General features: G+C 64.9%; 13 protein-coding genes and 1 pseudogene. 4 read left to right on the forward strand and 10 right to left on the reverse strand.

The genetic code is table 11. The features are described 5' to 3' along the window. The 7 genes from ABUA28_RS13685 to ABUA28_RS13715 all read right to left on the reverse strand — a co-directional run bounded on the left by ABUA28_RS13685 (position 1) and on the right by ABUA28_RS13715 (position 7880). Positions 1-1080: a branched-chain amino acid ABC transporter permease gene (locus tag ABUA28_RS13685; protein WP_349904834.1), complete on the reverse strand. Its 1080-nt coding sequence runs from the start codon at positions 1078-1080 to the stop codon at positions 1-3. Further along, positions 1077-1943: a branched-chain amino acid ABC transporter permease gene (locus tag ABUA28_RS13690; protein WP_349904835.1), complete on the reverse strand. Its 867-nt coding sequence runs from the start codon at positions 1941-1943 to the stop codon at positions 1077-1079. The genes ABUA28_RS13685 and ABUA28_RS13690 overlap by 4 nt, the downstream gene beginning before the upstream one ends. A 1-nt stretch (position 1944) precedes the next feature. Then, the gene (locus tag ABUA28_RS13695) at positions 1945-2664 is read right to left on the reverse strand and encodes an ABC transporter ATP-binding protein (protein ID WP_349904836.1); all 720 of its coding nucleotides are present in this window, start codon (positions 2662-2664) and stop codon (positions 1945-1947) included. Next, entirely contained in the window at positions 2661-3446 is a 786-nt protein-coding gene (locus ABUA28_RS13700) for an ABC transporter ATP-binding protein (protein ID WP_349904838.1), read from the reverse strand. Before ABUA28_RS13700 ends, ABUA28_RS13695 begins: the two co-directional genes overlap by 4 nt. Positions 3447-3455: 9 nt before the next feature. Next, positions 3456-4763, reverse strand: a complete 1308-nt coding sequence (locus tag ABUA28_RS13705; protein ID WP_349904839.1) for an ABC transporter substrate-binding protein — start codon at positions 4761-4763, stop codon at positions 3456-3458. A 234-nt stretch (positions 4764-4997) separates the two neighbouring features. Further along, positions 4998-6344, reverse strand: a complete 1347-nt coding sequence (locus ABUA28_RS13710; RefSeq protein WP_349904841.1) for an aspartate aminotransferase family protein — start codon at positions 6342-6344, stop codon at positions 4998-5000. Between the two features lie 63 nt (positions 6345-6407). Further along, positions 6408-7880, reverse strand: a complete 1473-nt coding sequence (locus tag ABUA28_RS13715) for an APC family permease (RefSeq protein ID WP_349904843.1) — start codon at positions 7878-7880, stop codon at positions 6408-6410. Between the two features lie 201 nt (positions 7881-8081). Here ABUA28_RS13715 and ABUA28_RS13720 point away from each other — a divergent pair, with 201 nt between their 5' ends. From ABUA28_RS13720 to ABUA28_RS13735, 4 genes are all read left to right on the forward strand, one after another. Next, on the forward strand, positions 8082-9017 hold the full coding sequence (locus ABUA28_RS13720; RefSeq protein WP_349904844.1) for a LysR family transcriptional regulator: 936 nt from the start codon (positions 8082-8084) through the stop codon (positions 9015-9017). Positions 9018-9199: 182 nt separating this feature from the next. After that, positions 9200-10660: a benzaldehyde dehydrogenase gene (locus ABUA28_RS13725; protein WP_349904845.1), complete on the forward strand. Its 1461-nt coding sequence runs from the start codon at positions 9200-9202 to the stop codon at positions 10658-10660. A gap of 23 nt (positions 10661-10683) precedes the next feature. Further along, positions 10684-11376: a 3-oxoacid CoA-transferase subunit A gene (locus ABUA28_RS13730; RefSeq protein ID WP_349904846.1), complete on the forward strand. Its 693-nt coding sequence runs from the start codon at positions 10684-10686 to the stop codon at positions 11374-11376. Then, positions 11376-12050 carry a 3-oxoacid CoA-transferase subunit B gene (locus ABUA28_RS13735; RefSeq protein WP_349904847.1) on the forward strand — a complete coding sequence of 225 codons (675 nt, stop codon included), beginning with the start codon at positions 11376-11378 and terminating at the stop codon, positions 12048-12050. Before ABUA28_RS13730 ends, ABUA28_RS13735 begins: the two co-directional genes overlap by 1 nt. Here ABUA28_RS13735 and glpK read toward each other — a convergent pair. The 3 genes and pseudogenes from glpK to ABUA28_RS13750 all read right to left on the reverse strand — a co-directional run bounded on the left by glpK (position 12047) and on the right by ABUA28_RS13750 (position 15060). Next, on the reverse strand, positions 12047-13561 hold the full coding sequence (gene glpK / locus ABUA28_RS13740) for a glycerol kinase GlpK (RefSeq protein ID WP_349904848.1): 1515 nt from the start codon (positions 13559-13561) through the stop codon (positions 12047-12049). The genes ABUA28_RS13735 and glpK overlap by 4 nt on opposite strands. Positions 13562-13596: 35 nt before the next feature. Further along, positions 13597-14204: pseudogene (locus ABUA28_RS13745) on the reverse strand (LysR substrate-binding domain-containing protein). Positions 14205-14307: 103 nt separating this feature from the next. Next, on the reverse strand, positions 14308-15060 hold the full coding sequence (locus tag ABUA28_RS13750) for a GDSL-type esterase/lipase family protein (protein WP_349904849.1): 753 nt from the start codon (positions 15058-15060) through the stop codon (positions 14308-14310). Positions 15061-15234 lie beyond the last annotated feature (174 nt).

Here is a 15234-nt window from a genome sequence, read left to right on the forward strand (position 1 = left end):
CTACCTTCCGACCTTCTTGGCGACCCTGGACGGTTTCGTCGTCACGAGATCGAGCAGCGCGCGGTTGTGCACGTGATAGCCGACGGGGAACAGCCTGAACCCGGTCTTGTCGCTCAGTGTGCCCCAGAGGCCACGCGGCAGCCAGATCGCTCCGGCCATCGCGATGAGGCCGAGCAGGATGAGATACCAGGTGCCGTAGTCTGCGAGCGTCTCCTGCAGGACGATGAAGATGATCGTGCCGACGATCGGACCCTCGAGGTAGCCGATGCCGCCGATGATCACGATGAAGATCATGTAGGCCGACCACTGCACGCTGAAGATCGCGTCCGGCTGCACGCCGAGCTGGGTCATCACGAGCAATCCGCCGGCCGCACCGCAGCCCGCGGCCGAGATGAGGTAGATCACGCGCTTGGCGAGAGTGACATCGACGCCGGCTGCCCGGGCAGTCACTTCGTCGTCGCGCACGGCCGTGAGGGCGAGGCCGATGTGACCGCGCAGCAGCAGGTAACATCCGGCCACAGTGAGCGCGCCGACCGCGAGCGCCGTCCAATAGGTGATCGCCCCGCGTAGGGTCGGGTCGATCTGCAGGAAGTCTCCCACCAGCGGGCCACCGCTCGGGCCGCCGAAGCCCGGAATCTTCACGACGATCAGCCGGTACGCCTCCGCGATGACCCAGGTGCCGACCGCGAAGTAGTCGCCGCGCAGCCTGAAGGCCAGGAGCGAGGTGGGGATCGCGAAGATCGCGCAGGTGACGAGCGAGAGCAGCAGCGCGAGGAAGATGTTCATTCCCATGTTCGCGAAAACGAGTGTCGTGTATGCACCGATGCCCACGTAAGCCTGCTGCCCGATCGAGACGAGCCCTCCGAAACCCGCGAGCAGGTTCCACATGCTCGCCATGATCAGGTAGGCGAAGAAGGTGATCAGGATGTTCGTGAAGTCCTGGTAGACGATGTATGGCATCGCGATGAGCACGCCGAGCACCACGACGCCGCCGACGGCACTGGCCTTCACGGACCGCGCGGACCTGGTGACCTTGATGTACTCATCCGGGCCGGGGAACTGCGTCTTCGCCACGCTCATACTGCCCTCCTCGGGATCAGGCCCTGCGGTCTGAACGCGAGCACCGCGAGGAACACGAGGTGCCCGGCGAGGATCGACCAGGACGGGTCGACGAAGGCGACGAGGGTCTGGGTGAGCGCGAGCACGATGCCGCCCGCGAGCGTTCCCCAGAGCGAACCGAGTCCGCCGATCACCACGGCCTCGAAGGCGAACAACAGTTGCGACGGACCCTGGGTCGGGTTGAACGAGGAACGCATGGCGAACATGAGGCCCGCGAGCGCGACCGTCGCGAACGCGATCGCCGTGGCGATGCCGTAGATGTGCCGCGAATCGCCACCGACCACGGACGCGATCTCCGGGTCGTCGGATGATGCCCGCATCATCCGCCCGAGCCCCGAACGGCTCAGGAAGAGCTGGATGCCGATGATCGAGGCGAGCGCGAGCACGAGCGTCAGCAGCGCGAGATAGGAGATCGACAGCTGGCCGGTGACGCGCCACGCCGCCGTCGTCAGCCAGCCCGCGTCGATCGTGCGGGTGTCCGCGGAGAACAGCTGCTGCAGTCCGTTCTGGATCACGATCGAGAGCCCGAAGGTCACCAGCAGGGTCGCGAGCGGGCCGGACTTCTGGCTCCGGTTGAGCAGCCCGCGCTGCACGAAGTAGCCGACGAGCCCGAACAGCGGAACGGTGATGACCACGATGAGCCACACCGGCAGGAAGTTCTGGCCAACGAAGACGACCGCGATGTAGGCGGCGACGATGGCCAGGTCGCCGTGGGCGAGGTTGACGATGCGCATCACGCCGAACATGAGCGACAGTCCGGTGGCGAACAGCGCATAGAGGCCACCGAGCAGCAGCCCCTGGATGAGAACGTTCAGGATGTCCATGTCAGGCCCCCGCTGCGGCGTGGTCGATGCCGAAGTAGGCATTCTCGATCTGCTGCATGGTGAAGTCGCTCGGCCGACCCTCGAGCACGGTGCGTCCCTCGAGCAGGCACTGCACGTGGTCGGCTATCCGGAGTGCCTGGGACACGTCCTGCTCAACAATCAAGACGGAGGTCCCCTCCTCGATGATGCGTGGGAGCACGCGGTAGATCTTCTGGACGACGATGGGAGCGAGACCCAGCGAGAGTTCGTCGATGAGCAGGAGCTTGGGATTCCCGACGAGGGCGCGCCCGATGGCGACGGCCTGCTGCTCACCGCCCGAGAGCTGGGATGCGTTCTGGTCGCGACGGGACGGCATCCAGTCGAACAGCTCCATGACCCGCTCCACCGACCACGGTCCGCTGCGCGCGCGATAGGTGCCCGTGCGCAGGTTCTCCTCGACGGTCAGCGACTTGAACAGGCGCCTGCCCTCCGGCACGAGCGTGATGCCCGCGGCGACGTGCTTGTGCGCGGGCAGACGTGTGATGTCCCTGCCCTCGAACGTCACGCTGCCGCTCGTCGCCCGGTTGAGCCCCGCGAGGGAACCGAGCAACGTGGACTTACCCGCGCCGTTGGCTCCGATCACGGCGACGGTCTGACCCTCCTCGACGGTGATCGAGAAGTCCCGGAGTGCGAGGAGTTGGCCGTGATGAACATTGAGTTCGTCGACCTCGAGAAGGCTCATGACCGCTCCTCCCCCGGCTTGTCGTCTCGCCCACCATCACCATCGAGTCCGGTCTCCAGGCTTCCGCCGAGGTAGAGCTCGCGCACCTCGGCATCGACCATGACCTCTGCCGGGTCGCCGTCGGCGACGATCCTGCCTCCGGCAAGGCAGAGCAGCCGGTCGACCGTCGAGGTGAGCGCCTGCACGACGTGCTCGATCCACACGATCGCGACGCCGGAGCGGTGCACCTGCTTGACGAGCTCGACGAGTTCGGTCACCTCCGGCGTCGTCAGGCCGCCGGCGACCTCGTCGAGCAGCAGGAGCTTCGGGCCGGTCGCCCACGCCCTCGCGACTTCGAGTCGCTTGCGCTGCAGCAATCCGAGTCGCCCCGCAGGAAGATTCACCTGGTCGATCAGTCCGGTGCGCTGGAGCACCTCGTCCGCTCGTCCCCAGGCCTCGCGCCCCGCGAGCCCCGCTCCCTGGTGCACGGACACCAGAACGTTCTCGAATACGGTCATGTGGTCGAACGGGCGGGGCACCTGGTAGGTGCGACCCATCCCCGCGCGCGTGCGCTTGTAGGAGTTCTGCTTCGTGACGTCGGTGCCGTCGAAAACGATCGAACCATGATTCGGAGACAGGTCTCCGGAGATCACGTTGAACAGGGTCGACTTGCCTGCGCCGTTCGGGCCGACGATGCCGAGCGCCTCCCCGACCCCGACCGTGAGGTTGAGGTTCTCGGCAGCAACCACACGGCCGAAACTCTTGCTCAACCCGTCGAGGACGAGGAGGGGCTCAGATTCCACAGTGCTGCCTCAGGCGAAGGTCGGCTGCAGGTCGCCACCAAGCGGAACGGACTTGTCCGCGCTGTTGTCGACGATGGTGATGTCCCACGGGAATTTCTTCCCCGGACGCCACTGCCCGCCGACGGGGTGCTGGATGGCGATACCCGGCTGGGGGCCGGCGGTGAAGTCGAGGTTGCCGCTGATGCAGTCGATCTTCATGTTCTTCAGCTTGTCGGCCACGTCATCCTTGTCCTTGGGGTCAGAGGCCCCCTTGAACGCCTGGATGGCGATCTCGAACAGGGAGTAGACCGAGCCGAGCGCCTGCGTCCACTGCTTGCCGGTGTCGCTCGCGTACTTGTCCGCGAGCTGCTGGCAGGTGTCGCCGTTGAACACCGACTTGCCCGGACCGAAAGGACTCCACCAGATGTCGGTGGCGATGTTGTTCGAGAGCTGGCCAAGTGCTTCGGCCTCCGACGGGAACAGCATGACCTTGGCGACGGTAGCGAGCTTCGGGCGGTAGCCCTGCTGCGCGGCCTGCTTCCAGTAGGTCTGGAAGTCCGGAGGAATCGGCGCGTTGGTGTAGAGCTCGGCCCCCGAGGACTTGAACTTGGAGATCTGCGCGCTGAAGTCGGTCGTGCCGTCTGCGTATGCTCCGCCGTCGATGGCGTTCCAGCCCGCATCCTTCATGAGCGGGATGAGGCCGTTGCGGAAGGCATTGGCGTCGGTGTCGTCTGGGTAGAGGCAGGCGACGTTCTTGGAATCGACGCCGATCTGGTCCCACATCGGGAAGAAGCACTCTCCGAACTCCTTCATGCCGAAGAAGAAGTTGGTCGAGTACTTGAACCCGACCCCCGGCTTGCCCTTGCGGCCGAAGAACCAGGCCTCCCAGGGAACGATCGTGGTGACGTTCGGCACGCCGGCGGCCTCGCACTGGTCAGCAACGGGGTTGCCGGTGTCCGGCGTTCCGGAGGAGACGACGAGATCGACCTTGTCTGAGGTGATGAGCGACTTGGTGACCTCGCTCGCCCTCGTTGCGCTGGATTGGGTGTCTTTGACGACGATCTCGATCTTGCGGGTCTTGCCGCCTGCCTTGAAGCCCTTCTCCAGCGCGGCCATGACCTGCTTGACCACGAAGCTGTCCGACCCGGCGAAGCCGGCAAGCGGGCCGGTCTGCGGGCTGACGAAACCGATCTTGAGCGTGTCGCCGGATGCCGGCGGCGTCGAGCTCTTGATTCCGCACGAAGTCAACAGGGCGCTCGAGCCCAGCGCTGCCGCGCCGACACCGGCGGACTTGAGGATGGTGCGGCGGCTCATGCCGCCTGAAATGGGATCTGACACGGAAACTCCTGACTGTGGGACGACACTGTCTCGCACCTGTACGTCAAGGCTGTTCGCTATCCGCACAGATGTTTCAATAGAGAACATAGCGTTTGGCTGCCCCCTAGTCAAGGAGTGGCGTACCCAACGAAATGAAATGGAAATGGCCGACAAGGCACGACAGCGCAGTCAGGCCACTTCGGCGTACGCACGCGTCCCATCGGCGCGAAGCCTGCCACCTGCACCACTGCGGATTCAGCCGACCAGATCCTCGACAATGCCGATGAAAGTACTGATGACGAATGACACATCGTCATCGCTCATCGGCAGAGACAGCGAGAACTCACCGCGGTGCACGGGGAAGATTCCGCGGTTCGCCAGCTCGAGCGAGATGATCTGCGTCTTCTCCCCGTCAACCTTGTGCCAGTAGTCACGGTGATTGGTCATCGTGCGGTCCGGGGAGGCCCAGAACGCGTATGCCATGTGCGAGAACCCTCCACCGAAAACAGAGAATGGAACATCCTTCGCGATCGCCCACGCGTTCAGCTCTGAGGTGATCCACGCGGCCATCGAGTTCAAGCGCTCGAAGGCCGCCGGCTGCATGGTCTCCATGCAGGCAATCCCTGCCGCCAACGCCAACCTGTGGCCGTGATGGGTGCCCGAGATCGAGACCGTCCCGTTCTCCAAGACGCTCATCACGTCCGCGGAACCACCCAGGGCGCCCAGGGGCAGGCCCCCGCCCACCATCTTTCCCATCACGGTCAGGTCGGGGTTCACCCCATAGACCCCTTGGAGACCGTGGTAGTCGGCGCGAAGACTGATGGTCTCATCGAAAACGAGGACAATGCCGAGTTCGGTGGTCAACATCCGCAACCGTTCCACGAACGCACGGCCCAGCGTCACCAGCCCGCCAGCACCACTCTGCAACTCGAGAATCAAGCACGCCAGCTCCGCGGCGTTGGCGCGCAGAATGTGCTCGCAACTCTCCCAGTCGTTCTGCGGGAGAACCACCACGTTGTCGAGATCACTCCTGGGGATCCCGCCGCTATCGGCAATCGACCTCGGTGTCCCGTCATCCCCGCCATCGTCTCCCGGGCCCGTGTGCGACGAGATATGCAGGGTGTCGCTGAAGCCGTGGTAACCGCCCTCGAACTTCGCAATCTTCGTTCTGCCCGTATACCCCCGGGCGACGCGCACAGCGCTCATGCACGACTCAGTCGCCGAGCATGAGAACTGCACGCGTTCGACCGAGGCAACCCGGTCGACGAGGATTCTCGCGAGTTGTGCCTCTGATTCGCCCGGATTGCCGAACGAGATCCCCTGGGGAATCGTCGCGAGCAACGCCTCGCGGATCGCAGGGTGATCATGGCCAAGCACGTTGACCGTGAAGTTGTTGTTGAGATCCAACAGCGTGTGGCCGTCGATGGTCTCTATGAAACATCCACCACCGCGCTCAGCGAAAATGGCGTGAGGGCCGAAGTTGAATGAACTTCTGCTGTACCCCCTGGGGATGCTCTCTCTCCCCTTCCGCGTCGCCTCCGCAGAATCATGGAATCGCTTCAGGAAGGTGTCAACGACCGAATCAGAGGTCAGGGCGGGCATTGTCACTCCAGACTCGAGCCGACGAGGAGGCAACGGAATGTGCGACGGTGCGCCTCACGGAGATCATGAGGCGGCCACGTGCCGCTCTGCCGCAGCCTCCTCCGGAAGGTGCTCTTGACGCAGATCGTCGACATTGCGCACCGTACCGACGAAGATTCCAACAGCGATCGCGAGCAAATACAGCACCGGCAGAAGAACGGTGATGACACCGGTCGAGTCGATGAGCGCACCGAAGTTGGTCACCGCCAGTACCACCGCGATGATGAGCATGATCCCGCCGATGGTCGGCGCGATGAATCTGCGCCAGAGCGCCTCGTTCTTTGCGTAGCGCCGGAGATACGCGACGACTGCGGCTGCACCTGCGGCTTGAAGGAGGAGCACTCCCAGGGTCCCGACGCCGATCATCCACATGTAGATAACAGAGAACGGATCGGCTCCGGCAAGCACGAACACGAACAGCACGATCACTATGACGATCGTGACGGCGAAGCTGGCACGGCTCGGGCTCTTGTGCTTCGGGTGTGAGACGCCGAGTTTTCTGGGCAGAAATCCTGCCCGACCGAGCGAATAGACATAGCGGCTCAACGCATTCTGGAACGAGAGCAGCACCGCCAGCAAACTGGTGAGCACGAGGGTCTCCATGATCACCGTCGCCCACGGGCCGATATACGTGCCAGTGGCATTCAGCACGAAACCCACCGGATCGTCCTCAGCGGCCTTCTGCACCGAGTCCGTGCCGTACGCGAGCGAGAGCACCCACATGGTCAGGGTGTAGAGGACACCGATGGCTGCAACCGCGATGTAGGTCGCCCGCGGAACGGACTTCTTCGGATCGCGAGCTTCCTCACCGTAAAGAATGGTCGCCTCAAACCCGACGAAGCAGGCGAACGCGAACAGCAGTGCGAGGCCCATCGTCGGCGAGAAGACGTTGCCTGCGGCGAAGGAGTCGATGTTGATTCCCTCGGCACCACCCTGGACAAGCACTGCGACATCGAAAACGAGTAAGACCAGCACTTCGAGAACCAACAACACTCCGAGGAGAATTGCAGAGATCCGGATGTCCCGGTACCCCAGTATGCCGATGACCACGACGCCCACGACATACGCAGCCTGCCAAGGAACATCCAGTCCGAGGAACCGATGTGAAAGGTCGGAGACGAAGGTCGCGAACTGCGCCGCGATACCGAGGAACATCGCGAAGTAGGCCAATAGCGCAATGGCAGCCGCGGCATGGCCGGCTCGACGCCCCAGCCCCCAGGAAATAAAGGCGGCAAAACCGCCTGCATTGGTCACGAAGCGCGCCATCAGAGCGAACCCGAAGGAGAACAGGAGTAGTGCAAGGGCCGCGATAAGGTACATCGCCGGCGCTCCCGGGCCGGCGAAGATAAACACGACGGGGCCAGCACCGAGCGTCGCGGCGAGCGGAGCCGCGGCCGCAACGACGAAAAAAACGATTCCGGCAGTTCCGATCGAACCGGCACGGAGTTGAGAACGAGAACCCGCACCGCCGGTCTGCACCACAGTGTTACTACTCACTTCGACCTCCTTGTCTCGGGCCTACCAATTGAATCTGGGGCCACACGTGGATTCCGGCTAGCATCGTTGCTACATTGCACGATGTCGCCGTAATGGACTTATGGTGTCGACAGCGAGCAAGAACCTCAATGGACAAAGCGCGAACACTGCTTCTCGATTCGCGAACGTACGACGATGTGCGAAGGGCGCGGGGGTGCTGCGATGGAGTTTCGACAGCTGAGGTACGCGGTCCGCGTTGCGCAAACACTGCACTTCGGCAGAGCCGCGGATCTCGAACATATTGCGCCATCCGTGCTCAGCACGCAGTTGCGGCGACTCGAGCTCGAACTCGGTGTTTCCCTCTTCGACCGCTCAGCGAGCGGAGTCGTCATCACACAGGCGGGCGCGCATTTCGTCGATGAGGCGAACAGCATCCTGGATTCGCTCCACGTGTTAAAAATGGACACTCGATCCGTTGCGGGGAGCGCAACGACACGCCTCAGGATTGGCTTCTTCGGCGAGGCACTCGGAGAACTCACTCACCTGCTTTTCGACTCCGTGTCTGAGACACATCCGCATGCCGAGCTCGCATTCACCGAGCTCTCGATGAACAACCAGTTCGAACTCCTGCATTCAGGCGTGGTAGATGCCGCGTTCATTCGTCTCCCGGTCGACGACCCGGCGTTATGTGTGACGCCGCTGTTCCAAGAACCGCTTCGCGCGGCCACATCGGCACGAGGCGAATTCGCCGGCCTCGACAGTGTGTCGATCGAGGACATACTCGACCGGCCATTCGCGGTCGCAGGTGGGGGGACGCCCGCTTCGTGGTCGTCATATTGGTCGCTCGACGCCGAGCGGGGGGAACGCAGCCGCGTCGGCGCCGCCGTCACGACGCTGCCGGAGAGTCTCGCTGCCGTGGCGTACACCGATATCGTCGATACCTTCCCTGAGAGTGCGGCACGCAAGTACCGGCATCCCGGGGTGGACTTCCTGCCGATTTCCGATGCGGAACCAAGCACACTCGCGCTCGTGAGCCGCAAAGGCAACACGAACCCGCTGGTGGAATCACTCCGAGAATGCACGATCACCCTGGTTCGGCAATACATCGGCATGATGCCTGGCGCCGAGTCACTGCTTGGACCGTCGAACCCGCTCTAGTACGCGGCTCGTGACGCCGCCACTCGAAACAAGTGCACGATCGACAAAACCTTCGCCGGCATAGGGGCACTTCTGTGACGGGATCACCCCCGCATTGTCATTGCAGTGGTCAGTGCACCATGTTAGGTTCGTCATTAGCACATGCGTTCGCTTAGCGCACAGGCCGTATTCAAGGAGGAATAATGTCGTTCTTTGACCCCAGTCAGTGGGATGGAAAGCTCTACAGCTCGGGCTGGGTGGCGTCTGCGGGCGGAAGCCAGGACGTCATGGAGCCGGCGACAGAGAGCGCTATCGGCCGCTTCGGTGTGGCGAACACCGAGGATGTCGCTCGCGCGGTGGATGTCGCCGTCAAGGCCCAGAAGGCCTGGGCCGCAACCAGCTATGAGGAGCGCGCCGCCGTGCTGCGCAGGGCGGGCGACCTGCTCGAGGCCAATGCCGCTGTGTCGAGCGACTGGCTCATCCGTGAGGCAGGGTCCGCGAAGGGTAAGGCCGCATTCGAGAGCCACATGGTCTCGGGAATCTTCTACGCTGCTGCCGCCGTCGCACAGGCCCCGTATGGCCAGCTCCTGCGCAGCGCCAAGCCGCGGCTCAGCCTCGCCCGTCGCATCCCCGTCGGCGTCGTCGGCGTGATCTCCCCGTTCAACTTCCCCCAGATCCTCTCCATGCGCTCGGTCGCGCCAGCGCTCGCCCTCGGCAATGCGGTCATCCTCAAGCCAGACCCGCGCACCGCGGTCTCCGGCGGCCTCATCTTTGCGGCGATCCTCGAAGAGGCGGGGCTCCCTGCCGGACTCTTCCACGTGCTTCCGGGGGCGATCGAACCGGCGACGGCGCTCATCGAGCACCCCTCGGTTCGGGTGATCTCCTTCACCGGGTCGACGAACGCCGGGCGGGCCATCGGCCAGCTCGGTGCGAAGCACCTCAAGCGGGTTCACCTTGAGCTGGGCGGCAACAACGCCATGCTCGTGCTCGACGATGTCGACGTGCCGGCGGCCGTGTCTGCCGGCGCCTGGGGCTCGTTCCTGCACCAGGGCCAGGTCTGCATGACCACCGGTCGCCACCTCGTGCACGAGAACATCTATGACGAGTACGTCGAGCGCCTCTCCGCCACGGCCAACGGCCTGCCGGTTGGCAACGGGGCGACGACGGATGCTGCACTCGGCCCGGTCATCGACGCCGGACAGCGGGACCGCATCCACTCCCTCGTCACCGGCAGCGTCGACGCGGGTGCCAGGCTGACCGCGGGCGGCACCTACGAGGGCCTGTTCTATCGTCCTACCGTGCTCGCGGAAAGTGAGCCGGACCAGCCCGCGTTCAGGGACGAGGTGTTCGGCCCGGTCGCACCGGTGATGAAGTTCTCCAGCCTCGACGAGGCCGTCGACATCGTCAACCGCAGCGAGTACGGTCTGTCCCTGGCCATCCTCACGAAGAACACCCTGGGTGCTCTCGCACTGTCGGATCGGATGCACAGCGGAATCGTGCACATCAACGACCAGACGGTCGATGACGAGCCTGTCATACCCTTCGGAGGCGTCGGAGCATCCGGAACCGGATCGCGCTTCGGCGGTGCGGATGCCAACATCGAGGCGTTCACCGAGACCCAGTGGGTCACCATGCAGAGCGAGATCGAAAGATACCCGTTCTGATCCCCCTGGGAACGAGCAGACAGATGATTGACAAGATCGCAGCGGACGTCGCTGCTGCCGTGCGAGACGTGCACGATGGCGCGACGGTGATGATCGGCGGCTTCGGCACGGCCGGCCAGCCGGTCGAGTTGATCGATGCACTGCTCGAGCAGGGGGCGCGCGATCTCACGGTCGTCAACAACAACGCGGGCAACGGAACAACGGGACTCGCCGCGCTGCTCGCCGCGGGGAGGGTGCGCAAGATCATCTGCTCGTTCCCCCGGCAGGTCGACTCGCAGGTGTTCGACGGGCTCTATCGTTCGGGCAAGCTCGAGCTTGAGCTTGTGCCGCAGGGGACGCTCGCGGAACGCATTCGTGCGGGCGGAGCGGGCATCGCCGGCTTCTTCACCCCGACCGCGTACGGTACGAGCCTCGCGGAGGGCAAGGAGACGCGTGCCTTCCGCGGAAGGAACTATGTGTTCGAGGAGGCTCTGCTCGCCGACTTCGCGCTCATCAAGGCGCACAGGGGCGACCGGCTCGGCAATCTCGTGTACCGCAAGACGGCGAGAAACTTCGGCCCGCTCATGGCGAGCGCGGCGACCACTGCCGTTGCCCAGGTGAGCACGATCGTCGAGGTCGGTGAGCTCGATCCAGAGGTCGTCGTCACCCCCGGGATCTTCGTGCAGAGAATCGTCGAGGTCGGCGGTCGCCTGCCCCCGGCGACGGAGGGACAGTGATGTCGGAAGCCAGAATCTCATCCCCCGTTGCGCGCGGCCCACTCAGTCGCGACGACATGGCCCGCAGGGTCGCCCAGGACATTCCCGAGGGCGCATATGTCAACCTCGGTATCGGGCTGCCCACCAAGGTGTCCGACTATCTGCCCACCGACCGTGAGATCATCCTGCACACCGAGAACGGGATGCTCGGGATGGGCCCGGCCGCCGTCGACGACCAGATCGACCCCGACCTGCTCAACGCAGGCAAGATCCCCGTGACCGAGCTCCCTGGCGCGTCCTACTTTCACCACGCGGACTCCTTCGGGATGATGCGGGGCGGCCACCTCGACATCTGCGTGCTCGGCGCGTTCCAGGTCTCGACATCCGGGGACCTCGCGAACTGGCACACAGGCGCGGAGGACGCGATCCCCGCCGTCGGAGGAGCAATGGACCTCGCCTTCGGCGCCCGCGAGGTGTTCGTCGTGATGGAGCTGTTCACCCGTGACGGGCAGTGCAAGCTCGTCGAGCAGTGCAGCTACCCGCTCACCGGAGTCGGATGCGTCACGGTCGTCTACACGGACTACGCCGTGTTCGACCTCGCGGACGGCGTGGCTACCGTGCGTGAGGCGTTCGGCGACGCGACCGTCGGCCAACTGCGCGAGCTCACCGGACTGCCGCTGCGCGCAGCGAACTAAGCCTCGGGCTCCTCGACCCAGTCGAGAGTGCGCTGCACGGCCTTCTTCCAGAAGAAATACTCTCGCTCACGCCTCGCCGGATCGACCGTGGGGCTCCAGCTCGTCTTCTGCTTCCAGTTCTCGCGCAGGCGCGTAAGATCCGGCCAGAACCCGACCGCGAGCCCTGCGGCATAGGCGGCACCGAGGCAGCTCGTCTCCGCAATCTCGGGCAGCACGACGTCGACGTCGAGAGCGTCCGCGAGCAGTTGCATGAGCAGCCCGTTCGCCGTCATGCCGCCGTCCACTTTGAGCGCGGTCAGCTCGATGCCAGTGTCTGCCTGCATCGCATCCAGGATCTCGCGCGTCTGCCAGGCGGATGCCTCGAGCACGGCCCTCGCGATGTGCGCCTTCGTGATGTATCCGGTGAGCCCCGCGATGACCCCACGGGCATCACTGCGCCAGTACGGTGCGAACAGGCCGGAGAAGGCCGGGACGAAATAGCACCCTCCGTTGTCGTCGACGGATGCCGCGAGCGCCTCGATCTCGCTCGCCTGCGCCACGAGTCCGAGCTGGTCGCGCAGCCACTGCACGAGTGCACCGGCCATCGCGATCGACCCCTCGAGCGCGTACACGGCGGGCTCCGTGCCGATCTTGTAGCCCACCGTGCTGATCAGCCCGTGGGCGGACTGCACCGGGCTGGTGCCCGTGTTGAGGAGCAGGAAGGCGCCCGTGCCGTAGGTGCTCTTGACGTCGCCGGTGTCGAAGGCGGTCTGGCCGAAGAGGGCGGCGTGCTGGTCACCCAGCGCACCGGCGACGGGAACACCAGTGAGAAACCCGGTCGCGGTTCCGTAGACCTCGGATGACGACACGATCTCCGGCAGGACCGCGGCCGGGATGTTCATCCGCTCGAGGATCGTCTGGTCCCACTCGAGATCCCCCAGATTCATGAGCATGGTGCGACTCGCGTTCGTGACGTCGGTCACGTGCCTGCCGCCATCCGGGCCGCCGGTGAGATTCCAGATGAGCCAGCTGTCCATCGTGCCGAACAGCAGTTCCCCCGCCTCTGCCCGCTCGCGCAGCCCGTCGACGTTCTCCAGCAGCCAGAGGATCTTCGGCCCGGCGAAGTAGGTCGCGAGCGGAAGGCCGGTGCGCTCTGTGAAGCGCGCAGAGCCGACGACACCGCCGAGACGGTGCACGAGGGCGTCTGTCCTGGTGTCCTGCCAGACGATCGCGTTGTGAACGGGCTGGCCGGTCGCGCGGTCCCAGAGCAGCGTCGTCTCACGCTGGTTCGTGATGCCGATGGCGGCGAGGTCTTCCGGTGCGACCCCGGCATCGGCCAGGGCATCCGCCACGACCGTCTGCGCGTTGGCCCAGATCTCGTCGGCGTCGTGCTCCACCCAGCCCGGCTGCGGAAAGTGCTGCGCGTGTTCCTTCTGCGCAACGGAGACGAGCTGGCCATCGTGGTCGAAGACGATGCACCTGGTGGATGTCGTGCCCTGGTCGATCGCTGCCACGTAACGCTGCCCGGTCACCGCTCTCCCTCACCGTCGAGAATCGTGTGCCCAGCCTATCCGGCACCCTGTGCGGTGTACTCGGTGAGCAGCTGCACGACCCGCTCTGCCACGGGATTGCCCGCGAGCGATTCCTTGACGAGGAGAGAGATCCGGCGCACCGGCTCCGGATCGCTGAGGTGTATCGCGCGCACGTTCCTCAGCGCCTCGATCGCGGCGAGCTGGGGAAGCACGGTGATGCCGACGCCGCGACGAAGGCCATGGCCGTGCAGTGATCCTGTGCCTGCACGACGAATCGCGGAGTGAGCCCGGCTGCCCTGCAGGCCTCGATCAGAACGCGTCTTCCCGGGCGATCCGCGAGTTCGTTGTCCATCCACTCCTCACCGCTCAGTTCCGCGAGCGGCACGCTCTTCCCCGCGGCACACGGATGGTCGCAGTGCACGAGCACCACGAATGTGCCGTCGATGAGGCGCCCGCGATGATACCCGGTGGGCGGCTCGTGCTCGTCGTGCGGGAACCCGTTGACGAGGTCGATGTCGAAGTTGGCCGATTCGGTCGCGTCGGGCGCCTCGCTCAGCACGAGCTCGAGCCCGGGGAATTCGTCCGTGAGAGTCTTGGCGACCCGCGGTACCCACGCGGCTCCAGCTGAGGCGAAGTAGCCCACCGTGAGCCGACCTGTCCTGCGCTCGCGAAGACCGGTGACGACCGTGTCCAGTCTGGTCAGGCTCGCTATGACCTCCCCAGCCGACCGGTCGCTGATCGCCTGTCTAGCGGACGCGATCCTCGTTCAGAGCCGAGTCGCGCGGCAGCGAACCGTGCGCGCCCCATCGTGCGCTGTGCAGCAGGGGCGCGATGATCTCGGCCATCGCCGCCGCCCAGGTGCGATAGGTACGACCATCGCCGAACCGCTCCGCGGTGCGCCCTTCGGCGAGCGGCAACGGCAGGAAGGTCGCTCGACCCCACTGCTCGCACAGCCGCCTGGTCTCCTGATTGATCTTCCTCGCGTGCTCGGTGGCGATCGCGCCGACCGTGCCGCCAAATCCGGGCACCTGGATAATGGGCGGGATCCCGGCGACGAAGAGCTGCGTGCGCCGCGCACTGCGCGATTCCAGGTGTTCCAGGATCGCGGAGAGTCCGTCCCACCAGCGCCCGAGGGCCGTCTGCGCCACCGCGTCATTGGCACCCAAGACGACGATGATCACGTCGTAGGCTTCCACCTCGAGGCCGCGAAGAACGCTCAGCGCGTTGCGCGCGGTGATCCGCATGTCTGCGTGGACCTCGACGTCTGCGCCTCGGCCAGAGCGGGAGGTGAGCGCCCTCGCGAGCGCGCCGGGCAGGGCGAGTTCGTGACTGGTGACTCCCCAGCCGACCGCGACACCTGACCCGAAGATGAGCACTCGGGTACTGCTGACCCCGGGCACACAGACCCGCGGAGCGTCGAGCGGACGCGGCAATGACTGGCTGTTGTACTGCCTCATGGCAAGCCACACCCGCATCATCGCTGCTCGTACAAACCGCATGTTACCGGTAACCCCCGCCCCTGCGCACAGCTTACGCGAGCGCGGACGGCTTGCGGTAACTTATTCGACCGGATGTGGCTTATAGGCAAGAAGGTGTGGATGGGTTCTTGATCTGGGCCCGGGATTGCGGGGCTGGATCGGGGTTGTTATGGTCCGCGACCCTTAGTCGTGGAT

This window comes from Parafrigoribacterium humi, assembly GCF_040227205.1.
In the GTDB taxonomy this organism is placed as follows: Bacteria; Actinomycetota; Actinomycetes; order Actinomycetales; family Microbacteriaceae; genus Parafrigoribacterium_A; species Parafrigoribacterium_A humi.

What these genes read in the sequence shown, in the direction of transcription:
- ABUA28_RS13685 (WP_349904834.1), bottom strand. Translation starts at nt 1,080, where the DNA reads ATGAGCGTGGCGAAGACGCAGTTCCCCGGCCCGGATGAGTACATCAAG.
- ABUA28_RS13690 (WP_349904835.1), bottom strand. Translation starts at nt 1,943, where the DNA reads ATGGACATCCTGAACGTTCTCATCCAGGGGCTGCTGCTCGGTGGCCTC.
- ABUA28_RS13695 (WP_349904836.1), bottom strand. Translation starts at nt 2,664, where the DNA reads ATGAGCCTTCTCGAGGTCGACGAACTCAATGTTCATCACGGCCAACTC.
- ABUA28_RS13710 (WP_349904841.1), bottom strand. Translation starts at nt 6,344, where the DNA reads ATGCCCGCCCTGACCTCTGATTCGGTCGTTGACACCTTCCTGAAGCGA.
- ABUA28_RS13720 (WP_349904844.1), top strand. Translation starts at nt 8,082, where the DNA reads ATGGAGTTTCGACAGCTGAGGTACGCGGTCCGCGTTGCGCAAACACTG.
- ABUA28_RS13725 (WP_349904845.1), top strand. Translation starts at nt 9,200, where the DNA reads ATGTCGTTCTTTGACCCCAGTCAGTGGGATGGAAAGCTCTACAGCTCG.
- ABUA28_RS13730 (WP_349904846.1), top strand. Translation starts at nt 10,684, where the DNA reads ATGATTGACAAGATCGCAGCGGACGTCGCTGCTGCCGTGCGAGACGTG.
- ABUA28_RS13735 (WP_349904847.1), top strand. Translation starts at nt 11,376, where the DNA reads ATGTCGGAAGCCAGAATCTCATCCCCCGTTGCGCGCGGCCCACTCAGT.
- ABUA28_RS13750 (WP_349904849.1), bottom strand. Translation starts at nt 15,060, where the DNA reads ATGCGGTTTGTACGAGCAGCGATGATGCGGGTGTGGCTTGCCATGAGG.